We start from the raw sequence: 18,884 nt of genomic DNA on the forward strand, positions 1-18,884 counted from the left end.
ACTCAGCTGATGGCGCAGTCCCCGCTGACCAGCCCGCAGTTGGCGGCCTTCTGGCCCTCGCCCGTGGCGGTGAACGAGACGTTCACCGAGTCACCGGCCGACAGCGACGCCGACAGGTCGAGGATCAGCAGATCGCCGTCCTGCGTCCATTGGGCGCCGGTCACGGCCATGACCTTGCCCTCGACCGGGACGGAGACCGTCGGGTTCTCCAGCGTCTCCCGAGAGGTGTTCGAGAGCGTCATGTCGGCCTGGTAGCTGAGCACCCGCTGCTTGATGGTCTGCTTGATGTTCATCGCGCCGCCCTGGCCGGACCCGAACGTGTTCGTGGTGGTCGGGAGCGGGGTGCTGCCGCCGCTGCTGGTCCCCCCGCCGGTGTCGCCGTCGTCCAGCGTCGAAGGCTCCTCGGTCGGCGTCTCGGTGGCGAGCTCCTCGACGGGCGGCGTCGGCTCCTTCGTCGGCTTCGCGGACGTCTTCACCTTGGTCTTGGTGGGCGTCGGCGTCGCGGAGGCGGTGCGGCGCGGGGGCGTACGAGCGCTGTACGAGGCCGTCGGCGACGGGGTCTTGGACGTCGTCGGCTCCTCGTCCGCCGACTCCTCCTCGGACGGCTCCTCCTCCGGCGTGGTCTCCTCTTCGGTCGGCTGGGAGGCCGCGGGACCCGGCTGGTTGTTCGTCGCCTGGACGGCGGCGCAGGTCGCGCCCGCGCACTTGTCGGGAGTGCCCGACGAGCTCATGAACTTGACGCCCGCCACGGTGCCGCCGAGCACGACGGCGACCGCCGCGACCGACAGCAGCGCGACCCGGCCCTTGCCGCCACCCGACGACGGGGGCGCGGTGAGCACGTCGCCGCCGCCGCCGCGTCCGCCCTTACGGCGCCCGCGGCGGCCCTTGGGCTCGTCCGGCTCGTCGAGGCCGGGGTCGGCCGCCCAGTCGGAGGCGAGGAAGCCGGTCTCGGCGTTCGCCCAGGCGGGCGCCTGCACGGCCGTGGGCTCCCCGGCCACCTTGACGTCCCCGGGCTCGGGCGGGCCGGCCGACATGGGCACCGCGCCGGTACGGTCACCGGGCCCATCGAACGGCCCGTCGAACGGCCCGTCGAAGGGCCCGGGCCGGTCGCCGGGAGGTGGTCCGCCGAAGGCGCCACCCGGCACGTCGGGGCCGTCGAAGAAGGCCGTACGCTCCATGGGCCCGTCAAAGGGGCCAGACGCCTCAAAGGGGCCTCGACCGCCGGCCGGGCCCGGACCCGGTCCTCCTGGGCCAGGCGGAGTGTCCGGGCCGCCGAAGAAGGCCGTACGCTCGGCGGGCCCCTCCATGGGAGCCGCGGCGTCGAAAGGGCCCCGCCCGGCGGGTGCGCCCGGATTGCCGGGGCCGTCGAAGAAGGCCGTGCGCTCCATGGGCCCGTCGAAGGGACCGGGAGCGTCAAAAGGGCGGTCGCCCGGCTGGCCCCACTCCGGCGGCCGGGCGAAGGCGCCCGTCGTCTCGAACGGCCCGGCCTCCCCAGGACCCGGCTGCGGGAAGCCATGCACGGGGTCGTTGGCCGGGGGGAAGCCGCCGTCGGAGTTGTTGGGCAGCGCGAAGGCACCGGTGGTCTCGAACGGCTCGGACTGCGGCCCGCGCGGAGGCGGTCCGTCAGTGCGCCGCGGCATAGGAGCCCACTGGCCCGTCACCTCGGGTTCGTCCGGCAGCGAAGGCCAGCCGGGTGGCTCGGCCTGCTCGTCAGGACCCCAGAATGCGCTGTTGTTCCCCCGTTCATCCCCGTCGTCGGATCCACCTGTGCCGTGGCGGCCCATGGCTGCCCTTTCTCGCGGTTACAGTGGCCGCCAATCTTCATAACACCTTTGCGACACCGTTGTCACAGCAATCCCCGGAGTCCCACCACAAATCCGGAAAATGTCACTCAAATCGGGACAAGTCATCACCGAAAGTGATCCCATCCGCGCCGGCCGATCTCGCGCCCATGAACCAGCACGCCTTCACCCTCGGCCACCCGGCCCACGACCTGCCACGACGGCGGCAAACTCACCTCTGCGGGGAAGACCGCCGCGAGCGCGTGATCCTCGCCACCCGTGAGCACCCACTCCAGCGGATCGACCCCAAGTTCCTTGGCCGCGACCGCAACCGGCTCCCCCACGGCGAAGGCCCGCGGATCCAGCTCGATGCGCACGCCGCTGGCCTCGGCGACGTGGCCGAGGTCCTGCAGCAGCCCGTCGCTGACGTCCAGCATCGCGCTCGCGCCCAGCTCGGCCGCCCCCGGCCCCATCGCGTACGGCGGACTGGGCCGCCGATGCGCGACCACGACCTCCTCCAGAACGGGGTTCTCCGGCACGCCCGCCTCCAGCAGCGCCCACCCGGCGGCGGCGTACCCCAGCCGCCCGGTCACCGCCACGACATGCCCGGGCCGGGCGCCGGAGCGCGTCACGGGAGCCCGCCCGCCCAGGTCGCCCAGCGCGGTCACCCCGATGACCACCAGGTCGCACCGCGTGATGTCGCCCCCGGCGACGCTCGCCCCAACCACCGCGCACTCGTCGCGGAACCCGTCCGTCAGCCCGTCGAGCCACGTCAGCGGCAGGTCGGCGGGCATGCCCAGCCCGACCACGAGGGACGTCGGCACGGCGCCCATGGCGGCCACGTCGGCGAGGTTCTGGGCGGCGGCCTTACGACCCACGTCGTAACCGCTGGACCAATCCCGCCGAAAATGTCTACCCTCGATCAGCAAATCCGTTGAGACCACGACCCGGCCGTCAGGCGCGCTGACCACGGCGGCGTCGTCACCCGGACCGAGCATTACCGCCGCACCCTGGGGCAGACGACTGGTAATCCGATTTATCACTCCGAATTCGCCGAGATCTCCGACTGTGATGACGCACCTCCTGACGCACACAGGGTACGGTGGCCCTTCGGCGTGATCCAATCGCCCGGGAGGACGTGATGGTGCAGGCCTACATCCTTATCCAGACCGAGGTCGGCAAGGCCGCTGCCGTGGCTCGCGAGATTTCCGGGATTCCCGGGGTCACTCAAGCGGAAGACGTGACGGGGCCCTACGACGTGATCGTGCGCGCGGAGGCCAACAACGTCGACGAGCTGGGCAAGCTCGTGGTGGCACAGATTCAGGCGGTGGAAGGGATCACGCGTACTCTTACGTGTCCGATCGTCCACATTTAAAGGTAGTCGTCGCATGCGTGCCGCCGCCGCCCTGCTCGTTCTCCTCGCGCTCGCCGGTTGCGGCGGCACCGTACAGGTCGAGCCGCCCAAGCCGACGGGCGAGGCGGTGACGGCCTGCGGCAAGCTGGCGACGCTGCTGCCCCAGACGCTCGACGGCGACCGGCGTGGCACGTCCACGCCCGAGTCGCCGTACGTGGCCGTCTGGGGCGACGGGGTCATCGCGCTGCGCTGCGGCGTGCCCAGGCCGGCCAGGATGGCACCCACCGACCAGCTCCAGGAGATAGGTGGGGTGGGCTGGTTCGCCGACCCCGACAGGCCCACGTTGTTCACCGCGGTCACGGACGCGGCCTACGTGGAGGTCACGGTCGGCGGCGAGCACGTGGCCGCCGAGGTGCTGGCGGACCTGTCGAAGCCGATCGCCCAGGTCTCGCCCTCGTCCCAGTGACCGCGCGATCTCAACGCAGGCCCGCCGAGCGCGACAGCGCGAGCTGGATGAGCCGGTCGACCAGCGCCGGGTAGTCCAGCCCCGAGGCGGCCCAGAGCTGCGGCGCCACCGACAGCGACGTGAACCCGGGCATGGTGTTGATCTCGTTGAAGATCAGGTGGCCCTCGGGCGTGTAGAAGAAGTCGACCCGCGCGAGCCCTTCGCAGTCGAGCGCCTCGAACGCGCGCACCGCCATGGCCCGCAGCTGCTCGGCCGCCTCCTCGGGGAGGTCGGCGGGCACGGTGAGCGACATCTGGTCCGGGTAGTACTTCGCCTCGAAGTCGAAGAACTCCTGGCCGCCCTCGACCTTCACCTCGCCGGGCCGCGACGCGACCGCGGGCTCGTCGCCGAGCGACTCCAGCACCGCGCACTCGATCTCGCGGCCCACGATGGCGGCCTCGATGAGCACCTTGGGGTCGTGCTGCCTGGCGACCTCGACGGCCGCCTCCAGCTCGCCCAGGTCGTGGGCCTTGGAGATGCCCTGTGAGGACCCGGCCCTGGCGGGCTTGACGAACACCGGCCAGCCGAGCCCCTCCGCCTCCTTCAGCACGCGGTCGCGGTCGAGCCGCCAGTCGCGGTCGCGTACGACGACGTGGCGGCCGATCGGCAGCCCGGCGGCGGCCATGACGGTCTTCATGTGGGCCTTGTCCATGCCCACCGCGCTGGCCAGCACGCCCGAGCCGACATAACGCACCCCGGCCATCTCGAGCAGTCCCTGGATGGTGCCGTCCTCGGCGAACGGGCCGTGCATCACGGGGAACACCACGTCCACCGAGCCGAGCTCCACGGGGATGCTGCCGGGGTCGTACGCCACCAGCGAACTCCCACCGGACGGCAGCGCCAGCGCCGCGCCCGAGGTGTCGACGACCGGCAGCTCGCCCGACTCGATGGCGAACCGCTGGTCCGAAGCCGCCAGCACCCACCTGCCGTCCTGGGCGATCCCGATGGGGATCACCTCGTACTTGCTCCTGTCGATCGCATCCAGCACACTGCCCGCGCCCATCAGGGACACGGCGTGCTCCGAATTGCGGCCTCCGAAAACAACGGCGACGCGTGGCTTGCTCATGGTGTCCGAATCTACCGGGGTGTCCGGGTCACAGCGAGCCGAGCACGCCGTAATCAGGACTTTCTCCCATCCTTACACGCCGTACCGCTCCGGTTTGGGCGATCGGGACATGAGCAACATGCCCGCCTCCGCCGGGGACATGCCGTCGTGGACGACCCCGACGACGACCTCGGTGATCGGCATCTCGACGTCGTGCTTCCTGGCCAGCTCCAGCACGGACTCGCAGGACTTCACGCCCTCGGCGGTCTGCTTGGTGGCGGCCACGACCTCGGCGAGGGTCATGCCCCTGCCCAGGTTCTCGCCGAAGGTGCGGTTGCGCGACAGCGGCGACGTGCAGGTCGCCACGAGGTCCCCCATGCCCGCGAGCCCCGCGAACGTGTGCTGGTCGGCCCCCAGGGCCGCGCCCAGGCGGGAGATCTCGGCCAGCCCCCTGGTGATGAGCATGGCGCCGACGTTGTCGCCCATGCCCATGCCCGCGGAGACCCCCACGGCCAGGGCGATCACGTTCTTCACCGCGCCGCCCAGCTCCACGCCGACCACGTCGTGGTTGGTGTACGGGCGGAACCACGGCGGCAGGTGGCAGATCGCCTGCAGCCGGGCGGCGACCGACTCGTCGGTGCAGGCGACGACGGTGGCGGCGGGTTGGCGTTCGGCGATCTCCTTGGCCAGGTTGGGGCCTGAGACGACCGCGACCCGCTCCTCGGGCACCTCGGCGACCTCGCGGATCACCTCGCTCATCCGCTTGGTCGTGCCCAGCTCGATGCCCTTCATCAGGCTGACCAGGACGGCGTTCGGCGGGATGTGCTCGCGCCAGGCGGCCAGGTTGGGCCGCAGCTGCTGCGACGGCACCGCCAGCACCACGAACTCGGCCCCTTCGAGCGCCCGGGCCGGGTCGGTCGTGGCGCGCAGCTTCTCCGGGAGGGGGAGGCCCGGCAGGTAGTCGGGGTTGACGTGGTCGCGGTCGATCGCCTCGACCAGCTCCCGTCTGCGGCCCCAGAGCGTGACCTCGTTGCCTGCCTCGGCCAGGATCGTCGCGAACGTGGTCCCCCACGAGCCCGTCCCGAAAACGGCCACCTTTGTCATGCCATCACTCCTTGGCCGGATCGTAGGGAGTCTCGGGGGCCTTCTCGCCACGCAGCTCGGCGAGCTGCTGGGTGATCGCGGCCGTGATGTCGGCCGTCGCCGCGCGCAACACCTCCGCCTGCAGCGGCCGGCCCTGGTACTTCGACAGGTCCACCGGTGGGCCCACCGTCACGCGGAACGTCTTGCGCGGGAACAGCCTGGGCTTCTTCTCCCCGTACGGCAGCAACTCATGCGCGCCCCAGTGGGCCACCGGGATGACCGGCGCGCCGCTCTCCAGCGCCAGCCGGGCCGCGCCCGTCTTGCCCACCATGGGCCACAGATCGGGATCGCGGGTGCAGGTGCCCTCGGGGTAGAACAGGATCGCGCCGCCGTCCTCGAGCCGCTGGGCCGAGATGTGCAGGGACTTCGCCGCCTCGGCGCTGCCCCGGTCGACGGGGATGGCCAGGAGCCCCGTCACCGCCCTGCCCAGGAACGGCACCTTGAACAGAGCGGACTTGGCCAGGATTACCGGCCAGCGCCCGTTGTTGTAGAGGAAGTGCGACAGCAGGACCGGATCAGCCCAGGAGAGGTGATTGGTCGCGATGATCACACCACCGGTGCGCGGGATGCGCTCCCCACGACGCCAGTCCCTCTTGACCAGGAGCCAGGACAGCGGTTTCACGATGACGACTGCCAGGGTTTCCCAGAAACGCGATGGTCGCGCGGGGCGGCTCATGGTCTCCTCCAACACGTACGGGATGCGCCCCAAGTCTCCCGGTTGGCCGCGCGGGATGTCGAGGCGGGATGCTTAAGACTATGAGCATCCGCTGGTCCCTGGTCATCCCGGTGAAGACGCTGGTCGCGGCGAAGACGAGGCTGGCGGCGGCCACGGGCCCGCACCGGACCAGGCTGGCCGTGGCCGTGGCGAGTGACACGGTGGCGGCGGCGCTCTCGTGCGCGCGGGTCGCCCGGGTGATCGTGGTGACGGCCGATCCCGCCGCGGCCGGGCCTCTGGGCGCGCTGGGGGCCGAGGTGGTGCCCGACCCGGACCGCGGCCTGAACACCGCCCTGCGCACCGGAGCCGCCCATGCCGTACGCGTCGCGCCGGGCGACGCGGTGGGGGCGCTCCAGGCGGACCTGCCCGCCCTGCGGTCGTCGGAGCTGGGGACGGCGCTGGAGGCCGCCGCCGAGTTCGACCAGTCCTTCGTGCCGGACGCGCTCGACGTCGGGACGACCTTCTACGGGGTGCGGCCGGGGATGGCGTTCACGCCGAGGTTCGGCGGGGAGTCGCGGGCCAAGCACCTGGCGGGCGGGGCCAAGGAGCTGTGCCTGACGGGGATCGACTCGGTGCGGCGGGACGTGGACACGCCCGACGACCTGCGCGCGGCGATCGCGCTGGGCCTCGGCCGCCACACGGCCGCGGTGGTCGCCGAGCTGTGGCCCGGCTCATGAGACGGCTGGGCTCCGGGTTTTCCCGCCGCGGGCTCATGAAGTGCTCGCGGGGGTCTTCATGATGGCGGGCGAGGTCGCCACCGCCAGGTGCGCCAGGCTCATCAGGGCCACTGCCGCGGCGAAGGCCGCGTAGCCGCCGAGCCACTCCCCCAACGCGCCGCCGACCAGCCCGCCCAGCGGGTACGCCCCCCACATCAGGAAGCGCATGCTGGCGTTGACCCGGCCCATCAGGTGGTCGGGCGTGATGCGCTGGCGGTAGCTGAGCTGGGCCACGCCGAAGATCGAGCTGACCGCGCCGAACAGCGACGAGGCCACCGGGAAGATCAGCAGCTGCCAACCGGGGCCGGTCGCCAGCGCGGGCAGGTAGAGCACGGCCGCCAGGACGGCGGAGCCGTACAGGGTGGGGCCGCTGCCGAAGCGCGCGGTGAGGCGGGCCACCAGCGCGGCGCCCACGAGGGAGCCGACGGCGGCGGCCGACAGCAGCAGCCCGTACAGGGCGGAGCCGACCCCCAGCTCCTTGACCAGGTAGAGCGGCAGTCCGACGGCCGCGATGCCGTTGGCCGCCATGACGAGCGCGCCCACGATCGCGACCCTGCGCAGCACCCGCTCTCCCGCGACGAACCTGATGCCCTCCGCCACCTCCTGGCGCAGCCTCCGCTCGCCGCGCCGCGGGCTCTCCTCGGCGCGCACGCCCCACAGCAGGAACGCGGAGAGGAGGTAGCTGACGGCGTCGGCGAGCAGCGCGATCGGCGCGGTGAACACGGCCACCGCCCAGCCGCCGACGCCCGGTCCGGCGAGCAGCGAGGTGTTCCTGGTGACCTCCAGGACGCCGTTGCCGCGTTCGAGGCGCTCCTTGGTCACGATGGCGGGCAGGAAGCTCATGTGGGCGACGTCGAAGAAGACCGTGCCCACGCCCAGCACCAGGGCGACCGCGTACAGCTGCGGCAGCGTCAGCACGTCGAGCCAGGCCGCCACCGGGACCGACAGCAGCGCCACGCCGCGCGCGAGGTCGGACCAGATGAGGATCGGGCGGCGCCGCGACCGGTCTACCCACACGCCCGCGGGCAGCCCGATCAGCAGGAAGGCGAGCATCTGGGCCGCCGACAGCAGGCCGAGCTGGAAGGCTCCGGCGTCCAGGGCGAGGAGCGCCGCCAGGGGCAGGGCCACGACCGTGACCTGCGTGCCCAGCTGCGTGATGGCGTTCGCCCACGCGAACCGCCAGAAATCGCCCGTACGTCCCATGTCTCTCGATCTTTGCCGCCTGGCCGGGCAAGGGGCAAACGAATTACGCTGATCAGCGTGCAGGGAACGGTACGCAGCTTCGACGAGGCCACGCGCTCGGGGACGGTGTTCCTCGACGACGGGACCGTGCTGGAGTTCGGCACGTCCGCCTTCGACGCGGGGCCGCTGCGGCTGCTGCGCACGGGACAGCGGGTCAACATCGGGATGTCCGGCGAGGAGATCGCCTACATCACGCTCTCGACCTTCCCGGTCCCGGACGCCTTCCGCGGCCGCCCGCCGGCGGGCGATTCCGAGTAACAGGCCCTTTTGCCGGGTCGCGGCCCGGCCGATTGCGGGCCGAAATGCGAAACGCCCGGGCCGATGGCCCGGGCGGAAGCGCGTGCTGGGTTTACTTCTTCTTTCCGGCTTTCTTGCCGCCCTGGTTGACCAGTTCCTTGAAGTCGGATCCCGGGCGGAACTTCGGCCCCCAGCTCTCGGGGACGTTGATTTCCGCGCCGGTCGACGGGTTCCTGGCCGTGCGGGCGGGCTTGTTCACCATCTCGAATGCGCCGAAGCCCGTGATCGAGACCTTGTCGCCGCTCGCCACGGCCTTCTGGATGGTGTCGATGACCGCGTTCACGGCCTCGGTGGCCGTCTTCCTGTCGCCAACCCGATCAGCGATGGCCTCGACGAGTTCTCGCTTGTTCATGAAAGTCCTGCTCCCCCAGTTACGGCTCGGGGTTCCAGCTCATGAGTTCGCCCTAGAAACCCCTTACGGGCTTGAAAGTAGGCGGGATCGCCGGTGAACTCAATCACCTAGCGCGTTTTCCTCACTACGTGGCGTGTCGAGAGAGGCCAGAAAGGCGTCGAGTCGGGCGGCGGCCCTTTCCGGGTCACGCTTCGCCAGATCGCAAATCGCGAGGTAGCGGCGGGCCAGCCGGTCCTTCTCGGCTGGGGGAAGCATGCGGACGCGGCGGTGCGCCTCGCGCAACCGCCGCGCCAGTTCGTCGTCTTCTAGACGGTCGTCGGCAGCCATGGCTGCCGACCATTCTCGTACGCCCCCACATCGTCGGCGTGACGCAGGGTCAGCCCGATGTCGTCGAGGCCCTCCATGAGCCGCCAGCGGGTGTAGTCGTCGATCTCGAACGACACGGCCTCATCGGCCCAGCGGACCTGGCGTTCGACCAGGTCGACGGTGACCTCGAGCTTCGGGTCCGCCTCGACGGCCGACTGCAGCGCCTCGACCTTGTCGCCCGGCAGGATGACCGGCAGCAGGCCCATCTTCGTGGAGTTGTTGCGGAAGATGTCGCCGAAGCGGGCGGCGATCACGACGCGGAACCCGTACTGCTGCAGCGCCCAGACCGCGTGCTCGCGCGAGGAGCCGGTGCCGAAGTCGGGACCGGAGACGAGGATCGAGCCGCCCTCGTAGGACGGGTCGTTCAGCACGAACGTCGGGTCCTCGCGCCAGGCCGCGAACAGGCCCCTCTCGAACCCGGTGCGGCTGACCTGCTTGAGCCAGACGGCCGGGATGATCTGGTCGGTGTCGACGTTGCTGCGGCGCAGCGGCACCGCCGTACCCGTGTGGGTGGTGAATGCTTCCATCGGTCCAGGTCTCCTTACAGGTCGGCGGGCGCGGTCAGACGGCCGGTGACGGCGGTCGCGGCGGCGACCTGCGGCGACACCAGGTGGGTGCGGCCACCCTTGCCCTGGCGGCCCTCGAAGTTGCGGTTGGAGGTGGAGGCGCTGCGCTCACCGGGCTGGAGCGTGTCGGGGTTCATGCCCAGGCACATCGAGCAACCGGCCTCGCGCCACTCGGCGCCGGCGGCCTTGAACACCTCGTGCAGGCCCTCCTGCTCGGCCTGCAGCTTGACCAGCATCGAGCCGGGCACGATCAGCGTGCGGGTCTTCACCTGGCGGCCGCGCAGGATCTCGGCGGCCGAGCGCAGGTCCTCGATGCGGCCGTTGGTGCACGAGCCGACGAACACGGTGTCGACCTCGATCTCACGCAGTGGCGTGCCGGCGGTCAGGCCCATGTACTCCAGCGCCCGCTCGGCGGCCGAGCGCTCGACCGGGTCGGAGAAGCTCTCCGGGGACGGGACGGACTCGCCCAGCGGCAGGCCCTGGCCGGGGTTGGTGCCCCACGTGACGTACGGGGTCAGCGTCGTGGCGTCGATCTCCACGACCTTGTCGAACACGGCGTCGTCATCGGTGCGCAGCGTCTTCCAGTACGCGACGGCCTGGTCCCACGCCGCGCCCTCGGGCGCGTGCGGGCGGCCCTTCAGGTACTCGAACGTGGTCTCGTCCGGCGCGATCATGCCGGCGCGGGCGCCCGCCTCGATCGACATGTTGCAGACCGTCATGCGGCCCTCCATGGAGAGCTTGCGGACGGCCTCGCCGCGGTACTCCACGATGTAACCCTGGCCGCCGCCGGTGCCGATCTTGGCGATGATGGCCAGGATCAGGTCCTTGGCGGTCACGCCGGCGGGCAGCTCGCCGGAGACCTCGATCGCCATCGTCTTCGGCCGGTACGCGGGCAGCGTCTGCGTGGCCAGCACGTGCTCGACCTCGGAGGTGCCGATGCCGAACGCGATGCCGCCGAACGCGCCGTGCGTCGAGGTGTGGGAGTCACCGCACACGATCGTCATGCCCGGCTGCGTCAGCCCGAACTGCGGGCCGATGATGTGCACCACGCCCTGACCGGCGTCGCCCATCGGATGGAGCCTGATGCCGAACTCGGCGGCGTTCTTGCGCAGCGTCTCGACCTGCGTCTTGGACACCGGGTCGGAGATCGGGCCGAGCACGGTCGGCACGTTGTGGTCCTCGGTGGCGATCGTGAGATCGGGCCGCCGCACCTTCCGGCCGGCGAGACGGAGCCCGTCGAACGCCTGCGGGCTGGTCACCTCGTGAATGAGGTGCAGGTCGATATAGAGCAGGTCCGGTTCGCCCTCGGCACGCCGGACTACGTGCTGCTCCCAGACCTTCTCGGCCAGTGTGCGGCCCATGATCTCCTCCTGTTTGTTCGCGGTGCGCCATCGCACCGCTTGCTCAGGCCCGGTCCCGCCGGTCGCCGCTCCGGGGGACCAGCGCTCCCTCCGTGCCTTCTGCGATGCTTCGCATCGCGGCCCGGTCGCTCAGGTCCGGTCCCTTTCGTTCTTCAGTCCAGAGACCGGCACCCCTCGCGGGGGAGTTTGCCTCCGACTTGCCTTCTCATATGTCGAGACGGCAGTATCGGTGTATGGACAACTCTAGCGGAGTCGGAGTACTCGACAAGGCAGTTCTTGTACTCAATGCCCTCGAAGCGGGACCCGCTTCACTGGCGCAGCTCGTCCAGGCCACCGGTCTGGCCCGCCCCACGGCCCACCGGCTGGCCGTCGCACTTGAGCACCACCGCATTGTGAGTCGTGACACACAGGGCAGGTTCGTCCTTGGTCCCCGGCTTTCCGAGTTGTCCACCGCGGCCGGCGAGGACCGGCTGCTGGCGGTCGCCGCCCCCGTACTGATGCAGCTCAGGGATCTCACTGGAGAGAGCGCGCAACTCTACCGCCGGCAGGGCGACGAGCGCGTCTGCGTCGCGGCCGCCGAACGCGCGAGCGGCCTGCGGGACACCGTGCCGGTGGGCTCCGCGCTGCCCATGTCGGCGGGCTCGGCCGCGCAGATACTGCTGGCGTGGGAGGAGCCGGACCGGCTGCACCGCGGCCTGCGCGGCGCCAAGTTCAGCGCCGCCACCCTCGCCTCCGTACGGCGCCGTGGCTGGGCCCACAGCGTCGGCGAGCGCGAGCAGGGGGTGGCCAGCGTGTCTGCGCCCATAAGGGGCAGCGGCGGCAAGGTGATCGCGGCCGTGTCGGTCTCCGGCCCCATCGAACGGCTCACGAGGGCGCCGGGCCGGCTCCACGCGGTGCCCGTTATGGCGGCGGCCGAACGTATAACGGAGGCAATGCGTCGCACGTCATGATCGGCGAAAGCAGGTATTTGGGGAGCCGAGTGCCTCGTGGGCGCACTAGCCTGAGTGCGTGACAGATCGCATCGAGGTAGCCGCCACTGAGCTGCGACCCCTGCTCGAAGAGTTCATCATGTGGGCGCGTGCGAACGCGCCCGGAAGCGACCCCGAGCTCGTGGGGCCCGCCGCACTGTGGCACCGTCTCGCCTTCTCGCAGGACCTCGGCACGTGGAAGCGTGCTGACCTGCGCAACCTGCTGCTCGACCGCATGCCCAAGGTCGTGGAGGATCCCGACGCCGCCGCCGACGGGATGCTCCCGGCCGTGGACGCGTACCTGACGTTCCTCTCCCAGACCGGCAGGCTGGCCGAGGGCTCGGACTCCCTCGCCGATCTGCAGGCTGAGCTCGACGACGTCGAGGACGAGTTCGTCGACCTCATGGAAGAGCTGCTCGACGACGCCGAAGGCGACGACGACGGGGAGGACGAGGTCGGCGACCTGGGCGATTTCGAGCCGTTCGCGGACGACCTCGCCGAACTCGACACGATCAGGCTGCGGCCCGACTCGGAGCTCGCCGCGGCGGCCCGGCAGGCGCCGCTGGTGGCCAAGGCCCGCGACCTCGCCCTCTGGGTGGGTTCCGGCCGCCGGGTGGGCGAGGACACCCTGCTCACCGACGCCGAGGTGGAGGAGGCGCTGGCGGCCGTCGGGCTGCCCAGGCCCGACACCGACGGCCCGATCGCCGAGGTCGTCCCGCAGCTCTGGAACATCTGGAACCTGGCCGTGGACCTGGAGTTCCTCCAGCCCGGCGAGGGCAACACGGTCGCGGTGCAGGACGACACCTCTGAGTGGCCGTTCGACGACGACGAGGACGTGCTCGACGCCTGGATGCTCGGGCTCCACTCCGTCGACTACGGCGACCCTGAGCTGAGCGACGAAGACCTCACGATGGCGCTGGCGGGCCTGACCCGGGGCCTGCTGGTCAGGCTGCTGCTGGCGGGCGGCTCGCGTGAGCTCGACGACCTGGCGCAGGACCTGGCCGAGTCCGCCGCCGACCTCGACGAGCTGGGCTCGGACGCGTGGGAGGCGGCAGGCGAACCGCTGGCCCCCGCGATCGACTGGCTCGTCGGGTACGGCATGGTCGAGGTCGACGGCAGCACCGTCCGCCTCACGCCGCTCGGCACCGAGGGGGTCGTCCACCTGGTGGACGACGCCGACATCGAAGTGGACGCGCGGCCCGCGATCGAGTCCATGAGCGCCCACGAGCTGCTGGCGCTCAGCGCCGAGCTGCCCGAGGACGAGGCCGACGCGGAGTTCGCGGCCTGGATGCGGCTCCGGGAGCCGGGCAAGGCGGCCGAGGAGCTGCTGGAGGCGGCGGCCGAGGACGAGAGCGACGCGCTGATCAGGGTGCAGGCGGCCAGCGTGGTCGGCACCCTGGGCGAGGCCGCCATCCCGGCCTGGCAGGCGGCGCTCAAACAGCCCTCGCTCCGGCCCTACGCGGCCACGCACCTGAGCCAGCTGGAGGTCGAGGGGGCGCCCGAGCCCACCCAGGACGACACCCACTGGCTGATCCTGGACATGTGGACGATCTCGGCTGGGCTGGGGCGTTCCGAGTTCGTGAGCAGCCTGCGGGACATCGGGCCGGAGATGGTCAACAACCTGCTCGAGGTGATCTGGCGGATTCCGCACGCGCATGTGGAGGAGTTGCTGGACCTGATCTCCCAGGTCCACCCGGACAAGCAGGTCGCCAAGACGGCCCGCCGCGCCCTCTTCAAGGCCCGCTCCGTGTAACCACCGCTCCATGGAGGCCCTCGCCACTCGGCGAGGGCCTTTCCACTTCCTGCCCCCGGAACCCCTCCGCTTCTCAGGCGAGCCACCCACCACACGCGGCCGGCTCCCTCGGCCTGCACCCGCACGCGGCCGGACACCTCTGGCCCGCCACGCGTAGCCGAGTCCCTCGGCCCTGCACTCCCACAGCGAGCACCCGCCACGCAAAAACCGGACGTCTCGGGTCGGTGGGCCGCTGCACGTGGGTGGGTCCAGGGAGACGGTTGCGTGGCAGGCGGGAGCGGAAAACAGAAACGCTCCGGGCTGTGAGCGCCGGAGCGAGTGTGATAAACGTAGTCCCGACCGGATTCGAACCGGCGCTACCGCCTTGAGAGGGCGGCGTCCTGGGCCACTAGACGACGGGACCTTCGCGGGCTTGTGACAGTGGTAGTCCCGACCGGATTCGAACCGGCGCTACCGCCTTGAGAGGGCGGCGTCCTGGGCCACTAGACGACGGGACCCTGTCCACAAGCTGCTGGTGCCGGGATCTCCCCGGCAACGCAGGTAACTCTACCGCACCCCGGAGACCACACCAAACTGCTTAACGGCCCATCAGGTCGGGCCTGTGGCGGCGTACCCAAGCCCCCATCGCCCCGCCTTCCCACAGCGGGTCGAACTCCCCGAGCGGGATCGCCACCTCCGGCCGGCCGGTGGCCGGGTCCACGGGGACGCGGGCCAGCCGCTCGCGCATCCAGCCCGGCACGCGCGGCGGCACCGTACGTTCGCCCCACCCGACGAGCCCCACCGAACGCAGCGGCTCCACCCGTACCCGCACGCCGCCCGGACGGCCGATGCGCCTGGGGCTGGCCAGTTGGGTGTCCACGATGTCGATCCTGGTGATGTCGGGCCAGCGGAGGCGGACGCGGAAGCCGTACGAGTCGGTCAGCTCCACGCCGTCGGCGGAGAAGCGGACGACGGTGCCGGTGGTCAGGCGGCGGTGCTTGGCCACGAGCACGGCCAGGAGGGCAGCGGTGGCCAGCGTCCCGATGACGGCGCCCAGCGGGGTGCTGCCGGTGAAGATGGCGCCGAGGAGCAGGCAGACGACAAAGAAGAGGGCGAGCGGAGCGACGAACGGGGCGACGAGGCGAGGGAAGTTGCCCGCGCGAATACGAAACTCATCCATAAGTCGGGCGGACTCTACCCAAACCACTGCCGTGACTCCACCCTCACGCCCCTCGCCCGCTGCCAGTCGGTGGGTCAAAACCTGGCCGGGGAGGCGCTCGTCTCCATCATCACTGTCAGTCGGTGAGGAGGCCGCGGCGGTAGGCCTCGGCCACGGCGGAGGCGCGGTCGCGGACGTCGAGCTTGGCGTAGATGTGCAGGAGGTGAGTCTTGACGCTGGCCTCGCTGATGAACAGGCTCGCCGCCGCCACCTTGTTCGTCGCTCCCCCGGCCACCAGGCGCAGCACCTCCAGCTCCCGTTTGCTGAGCCTGCCCCTGGTGGGCTTGCGGAGGGCCGCCGCGAGCCGGCCGGCCACGGCGGGGGCGAGGACGGTCTCGCCCCGGTGGGTGGCTCGGACGGCGCGCACCAGTTCCTCCGGCGGGGCGTCCTTCAGCAGGTAGCCGGTGGCGCCCGCTTCGAGGGCGGGCAGGACGTCGGTGTCGAACGTGGTCAGGACCAGCACCCGCGGGCCCGTGCCGCTGAGGCGGCGGATGGCGGTGACGCCGTCCATCCCCGGCATGCGCAGGTCCATGAGGACGATGTCGGGCTCGAGCTCTGCGGCCAGGCGTACGGCCTCCGCGCCGTCGGCCGCCTCGCCGACGATCTCAAGGTCGGGCTCGCCGCCGAGTGCCGCGCGCAGGCCGTCGCGCACGATGGGGTGATCGTCCGCTATCAGCAGCCTCAGCCGCATCTCTCCCCTTCCGGCCGGCACCCGTCGTCCCTCGTCAGGGTCTCATCCATCGCCCCTCCTTGGGTGGACTGACCACACGTCCGACGAACAGGGCGCGGGGCGCCTCTTCCGCCTTTGGGAAAGGGGGTAGAGGGGCTGGGCGGGCGTTGGGGAGGGTGAGCAGGGTGCGGCGGTCTCTCCCGGGTGGTGGCCGTGGCCGGCTCGCGGATCATGGAGGGTCGTCCTCGGCGGGGATCGCGGGGATGGCGGCGGCTACGGCGGTGCCCTGGCCGGGGGTGGACTCGATGTCGAGGGTGCCGCCGACGGCGCGGACGCGTTGGCGCATTCCGTCGACGCCGAAGCCGTCAGCGGGCTCCTGCGAGGCGAAACCAGCACCGTCGTCTCGAATGTCGAGGAGGACGCTTTCGTCCGTGTACGACAGGGTCAGGCCCGTCCTGGAGGCTCTGGCGTGCTTGGCGACGTTGGCCAGAGCCTCCTGGGCCACGCGGAACAGCGTGTCCTCGATGGGGGCGGCCAGGGCGACCGGGGTGCCGGTGATCTCGAGGGTCAGGTCGACGCCGGCCGACCGCGACCACGACTCGCCCAGGTCGGTGATCGCGTCCGGGAGCTTCGAGGTCTCCAGCGGCTCCGGACGCAGGGCGCGTACGGACCGGCGGGCCTCGGAGAGACCGCGGCGGGCCAGCTCCGCGGCCTGGTCGAGGTGGCGGCGGCGGGTCTCGGCCCGGGAGGTGCGGTCGGCGGCGTTGAGCTGGCCGATCAGGGCGACGAGGTCCTGGGCGACCGTGTCGTGGATCTCGCCTGCCACGCGGTGCCGCTCGTCGAGCACGCCCGCCCGCCTGGCCTGGTCGAGGAGCCGGGCGTTGAGGGAGGCGTTCTCGGCCATGGCGGCGCGCAGGCGCTCGACCAGGCGGCGGCGCTTGTCGTGCTCGCCGGAGACGTACCAGCCGGCCGCGACCAGCGGCAGCGCCACGCCCGCGATCACGGTCAGCAGGGTGCCCCGGGCGCCCGGCCCCGCCTGGGCCGTCACGATGACGATGGCGGTGAGCGTCACGCCCGCCATGGTCAGCCTGGCCGGGAGCAGGGCGCTGGCCAGCGGGTAGCCGATCGAGGCGAACACGATGAAGGCGGGGCTCGCGGCCGTCAGCACGGCGGCGAGCGCGATCAGTACGAGGAAGTGGCCCACGACGAGCGCGCGGCGCGTGTCCCGGCGCGGGTGGAGCCAGCCGATCGGCGCCACCCACACCGCCGCGGCCAGCGCGACCGCCGGCCACCACGGCGCGAACGACGCCGGGCCGGGGCCGAAGTCGGCGGCCGGCCCGCCGGACCACGACCCGGCGACCGCCTTCCACGCCGCCACAGGGCCGCCGCCCGTCGCCGTCCACGCCGTCGGGAGGCCGCCCGTCGCCGCCCACCCCGGGCCTGCCGTTTCGGCGAGCCAGGCCGGCAAGGGACCGGCCAGCCAACGGAGGAGGGGCCAGGGCACGTCCGCGAGGGCGGCCGCGGTCGAGGAGATCCCGAGCAGTCCGTAGGCGAGGCACAGAAAGGCCCCGCGTTCGCGCCCGTCGAGCCAGCTCATGGGGTCAAGCCTGGCATGGCGTCAACCGATCGGTGGATGCCGGACGTCCACCGCACGACGAGCCGGGCAGGCGATGCGCACCCGCTCTGAGCTGGGCGAACATCGAGTCATGAGCTTTCCGACCCGTAGGGACATGTTTCAGTACGCCGCCGTCGCGGGCGCGGGCGCCGTAGGCGCCCAGGCCGCCAAGCCGAGGCGGGAGGTGACCACGTACGTCTTCGTGACCGGCGCGAACGGCTCGGCCAGCGGCGACTCCGAGCTGACGCTGCGCGGCCACCGCACCGTGGGCGTGGCACTGCCGGGGCACGGCCCCGAGGAGCAGTTTCACCTCGCCTACCAGACCCCGCAGGACCTGGAGAAGCTGGCCACGCTGCCGTCGCCGGTGGCGGGGGTCACGCTGGACGACTATGTCGAGGCCACGGTGGACGCCGTGCGCCGGGTCTCCGGCTACGGCCCGGTGATCCTGGTGGGCGGCAGCCTGGGCGGCGCGACCATCACGAAGGCGGCCGACGCGGTGCCCGACCTGATCGACCTGCTCGTCTACGACACCGCGTTCTGCTGCACGAAGCTGAGCTCGCCCAACGACTATCTGGGGACGCCGGAGGGCAAGGAGAGCCTGGCGGGCAGCGTGGCGGCGGGCATCATCGCCGACCCGAGGGTGATCGGCGCGATCCGCATGAACTGGCGGACCGGCGACAGGAAGTTTCTGGACGCGGTCAAGGCGGCGTTCATGGCGGAGGCGAGCGAGGGCGAGCTCCTGGCCATGCTGAACACGTTGCTGCCGGATGAGAGTCTCCTGGTGGGGAGCGCCGACGCTCGGGGGCGCAAGGAGGCGTGGGGACGGGTGCCGCGCGTCTACATCAGGCACACGCGGGACAGGGTGATCCCGCTCGCACTGCAGGACCGGATGATCAAGGAAGCGGATGCGGCCACGCCAGGCAACAAGTTCAAGGTTTACTCGGTGGAGGCTTCGCATGCGCCGACGGCAAGAACGTACCGGCTGATTACCGAAATCCTGCACAAACTGGCGAAACGATAAAGCTGGGGTACCAGGACTCGAACCTAGACTAACTGAACCAGAATCAGTCGTGCTGCCAATTACACCATACCCCACCGCTTGCGACCCCTGAGGGCGCTCTCGGCGACGTCCGAAAGAATAGCCCAGCTCTGGGGGTAAGACCAAAACGAATAGCCAACGAACCCTCCAGCGCCCACAGCAGCGGCCCTCACGTGCCAAGCTGAAGGGGACAAAACA

20 protein-coding genes and 3 tRNA genes are annotated in these 18,884 nt (G+C 71.2%); 7 read left to right on the plus strand and 16 right to left on the minus strand.

Annotated features, from left to right (window positions below):
- Positions 1 to 2 precede the first annotated feature (2 nt).
- Both ACIHFD_RS50680 and ACIHFD_RS50685 read right to left on the minus strand, forming a co-directional pair.
- The gene (locus tag ACIHFD_RS50680; RefSeq protein ID WP_397373027.1) at positions 3 to 1,640 is read right to left on the minus strand and encodes a hypothetical protein; all 1,638 of its coding nucleotides are present in this window, start codon (positions 1,638 to 1,640) and stop codon (positions 3 to 5) included.
- 269 nt (positions 1,641 to 1,909) lie between these two features.
- The gene (locus ACIHFD_RS50685) at positions 1,910 to 2,875 is read right to left on the minus strand and encodes a thiamine-phosphate kinase (protein ID WP_397373028.1); all 966 of its coding nucleotides are present in this window, start codon (positions 2,873 to 2,875) and stop codon (positions 1,910 to 1,912) included.
- 47 nt (positions 2,876 to 2,922) lie between these two features.
- On the opposite strand from ACIHFD_RS50685, the gene ACIHFD_RS50690 reads away from it, so the two are divergent.
- On the plus strand, positions 2,923 to 3,156 hold the full coding sequence (locus ACIHFD_RS50690; RefSeq protein ID WP_106249262.1) for an Lrp/AsnC family transcriptional regulator: 234 nt from the start codon (positions 2,923 to 2,925) through the stop codon (positions 3,154 to 3,156).
- A gap of 13 nt (positions 3,157 to 3,169) precedes the next feature.
- The gene (locus ACIHFD_RS50695) at positions 3,170 to 3,601 is read left to right on the plus strand and encodes a DUF3515 family protein (protein WP_350729718.1); all 432 of its coding nucleotides are present in this window, start codon (positions 3,170 to 3,172) and stop codon (positions 3,599 to 3,601) included.
- 10 nt (positions 3,602 to 3,611) lie between these two features.
- On the opposite strand, the gene ACIHFD_RS50700 is transcribed toward ACIHFD_RS50695, so the two are convergent.
- The 3 genes from ACIHFD_RS50700 to ACIHFD_RS50710 form a co-directional block, all read right to left on the minus strand.
- Positions 3,612 to 4,706: a D-alanine--D-alanine ligase family protein gene (locus ACIHFD_RS50700; RefSeq protein WP_363976018.1), complete on the minus strand. Its 1,095-nt coding sequence runs from the start codon at positions 4,704 to 4,706 to the stop codon at positions 3,612 to 3,614.
- A 72-nt stretch (positions 4,707 to 4,778) separates the two neighbouring features.
- A complete protein-coding gene (locus ACIHFD_RS50705; RefSeq protein WP_350729715.1) occupies positions 4,779 to 5,789 on the minus strand; it encodes an NAD(P)H-dependent glycerol-3-phosphate dehydrogenase in 1,011 nt (336 codons plus the stop codon).
- A gap of 4 nt (positions 5,790 to 5,793) precedes the next feature.
- The gene (locus tag ACIHFD_RS50710) at positions 5,794 to 6,504 is read right to left on the minus strand and encodes a lysophospholipid acyltransferase family protein (RefSeq protein WP_364262563.1); all 711 of its coding nucleotides are present in this window, start codon (positions 6,502 to 6,504) and stop codon (positions 5,794 to 5,796) included.
- A gap of 80 nt (positions 6,505 to 6,584) precedes the next feature.
- Here ACIHFD_RS50710 and cofC point away from each other — a divergent pair, with 80 nt between their 5' ends.
- The gene (gene cofC / locus ACIHFD_RS50715; RefSeq protein WP_397373029.1) at positions 6,585 to 7,220 is read left to right on the plus strand and encodes a 2-phospho-L-lactate guanylyltransferase; all 636 of its coding nucleotides are present in this window, start codon (positions 6,585 to 6,587) and stop codon (positions 7,218 to 7,220) included.
- A 33-nt stretch (positions 7,221 to 7,253) separates the two neighbouring features.
- On the opposite strand, the gene ACIHFD_RS50720 is transcribed toward cofC, so the two are convergent.
- On the minus strand, positions 7,254 to 8,462 hold the full coding sequence (locus ACIHFD_RS50720; protein WP_397373030.1) for an MFS transporter: 1,209 nt from the start codon (positions 8,460 to 8,462) through the stop codon (positions 7,254 to 7,256).
- A 57-nt stretch (positions 8,463 to 8,519) separates the two neighbouring features.
- On the opposite strand from ACIHFD_RS50720, the gene ACIHFD_RS50725 reads away from it, so the two are divergent.
- A complete protein-coding gene (locus ACIHFD_RS50725) occupies positions 8,520 to 8,759 on the plus strand; it encodes a hypothetical protein (protein ID WP_350729709.1) in 240 nt (79 codons plus the stop codon).
- Positions 8,760 to 8,850: 91 nt separating this feature from the next.
- On the opposite strand, the gene ACIHFD_RS50730 is transcribed toward ACIHFD_RS50725, so the two are convergent.
- From ACIHFD_RS50730 to leuC, 4 genes are all read right to left on the minus strand, one after another.
- The gene (locus tag ACIHFD_RS50730; RefSeq protein WP_350729708.1) at positions 8,851 to 9,150 is read right to left on the minus strand and encodes an HU family DNA-binding protein; all 300 of its coding nucleotides are present in this window, start codon (positions 9,148 to 9,150) and stop codon (positions 8,851 to 8,853) included.
- A gap of 99 nt (positions 9,151 to 9,249) precedes the next feature.
- The gene (locus tag ACIHFD_RS50735) at positions 9,250 to 9,477 is read right to left on the minus strand and encodes a hypothetical protein (protein ID WP_355208881.1); all 228 of its coding nucleotides are present in this window, start codon (positions 9,475 to 9,477) and stop codon (positions 9,250 to 9,252) included.
- Positions 9,456 to 10,043, minus strand: a complete 588-nt coding sequence (gene leuD, locus ACIHFD_RS50740; RefSeq protein WP_397373031.1) for a 3-isopropylmalate dehydratase small subunit — start codon at positions 10,041 to 10,043, stop codon at positions 9,456 to 9,458. Before leuD ends, ACIHFD_RS50735 begins: the two co-directional genes overlap by 22 nt.
- Positions 10,044 to 10,057: 14 nt before the next feature.
- Positions 10,058 to 11,443 (minus strand): 3-isopropylmalate dehydratase large subunit, encoded by a 1,386-nt coding sequence (gene leuC / locus ACIHFD_RS50745; RefSeq protein ID WP_397373032.1) that lies wholly within the window; start codon positions 11,441 to 11,443, stop codon positions 10,058 to 10,060.
- A gap of 233 nt (positions 11,444 to 11,676) precedes the next feature.
- On the opposite strand from leuC, the gene ACIHFD_RS50750 reads away from it, so the two are divergent.
- A complete protein-coding gene (locus tag ACIHFD_RS50750; RefSeq protein WP_350729701.1) occupies positions 11,677 to 12,393 on the plus strand; it encodes an IclR family transcriptional regulator in 717 nt (238 codons plus the stop codon).
- 58 nt (positions 12,394 to 12,451) lie between these two features.
- Complete coding sequence (locus ACIHFD_RS50755) at positions 12,452 to 14,164, plus strand: hypothetical protein (RefSeq protein ID WP_363976042.1); 1,713 nt, start codon at positions 12,452 to 12,454, stop codon at positions 14,162 to 14,164.
- A 330-nt stretch (positions 14,165 to 14,494) separates the two neighbouring features.
- On the opposite strand, the gene ACIHFD_RS50760 is transcribed toward ACIHFD_RS50755, so the two are convergent.
- The 5 genes from ACIHFD_RS50760 to ACIHFD_RS50780 all read right to left on the minus strand — a co-directional run bounded on the left by ACIHFD_RS50760 (position 14,495) and on the right by ACIHFD_RS50780 (position 17,629).
- Positions 14,495 to 14,567 (minus strand) — tRNA-Glu (locus tag ACIHFD_RS50760).
- Positions 14,568 to 14,585: 18 nt separating this feature from the next.
- Positions 14,586 to 14,661, minus strand: a tRNA-Glu gene (locus ACIHFD_RS50765).
- 80 nt (positions 14,662 to 14,741) lie between these two features.
- Positions 14,742 to 15,323, minus strand: a complete 582-nt coding sequence (locus tag ACIHFD_RS50770; RefSeq protein WP_397373033.1) for a hypothetical protein — start codon at positions 15,321 to 15,323, stop codon at positions 14,742 to 14,744.
- A gap of 115 nt (positions 15,324 to 15,438) precedes the next feature.
- Positions 15,439 to 16,053 (minus strand): response regulator transcription factor, encoded by a 615-nt coding sequence (locus tag ACIHFD_RS50775; RefSeq protein ID WP_192787601.1) that lies wholly within the window; start codon positions 16,051 to 16,053, stop codon positions 15,439 to 15,441.
- Between the two features lie 208 nt (positions 16,054 to 16,261).
- Positions 16,262 to 17,629 (minus strand): sensor histidine kinase, encoded by a 1,368-nt coding sequence (locus ACIHFD_RS50780; protein ID WP_397373034.1) that lies wholly within the window; start codon positions 17,627 to 17,629, stop codon positions 16,262 to 16,264.
- A 109-nt stretch (positions 17,630 to 17,738) separates the two neighbouring features.
- Between ACIHFD_RS50780 and ACIHFD_RS50785 the strand changes: the two genes are divergently transcribed.
- The gene (locus ACIHFD_RS50785) at positions 17,739 to 18,668 is read left to right on the plus strand and encodes an alpha/beta fold hydrolase (RefSeq protein WP_397373035.1); all 930 of its coding nucleotides are present in this window, start codon (positions 17,739 to 17,741) and stop codon (positions 18,666 to 18,668) included.
- Between the two features lie 2 nt (positions 18,669 to 18,670).
- Here the strand turns inward: ACIHFD_RS50785 and ACIHFD_RS50790 are convergent.
- Positions 18,671 to 18,742 (minus strand) — tRNA-Gln (locus tag ACIHFD_RS50790).
- Positions 18,743 to 18,884 lie beyond the last annotated feature (142 nt).

The sequence above is a fragment of the Nonomuraea sp. NPDC051941 genome, assembly GCF_044593615.1.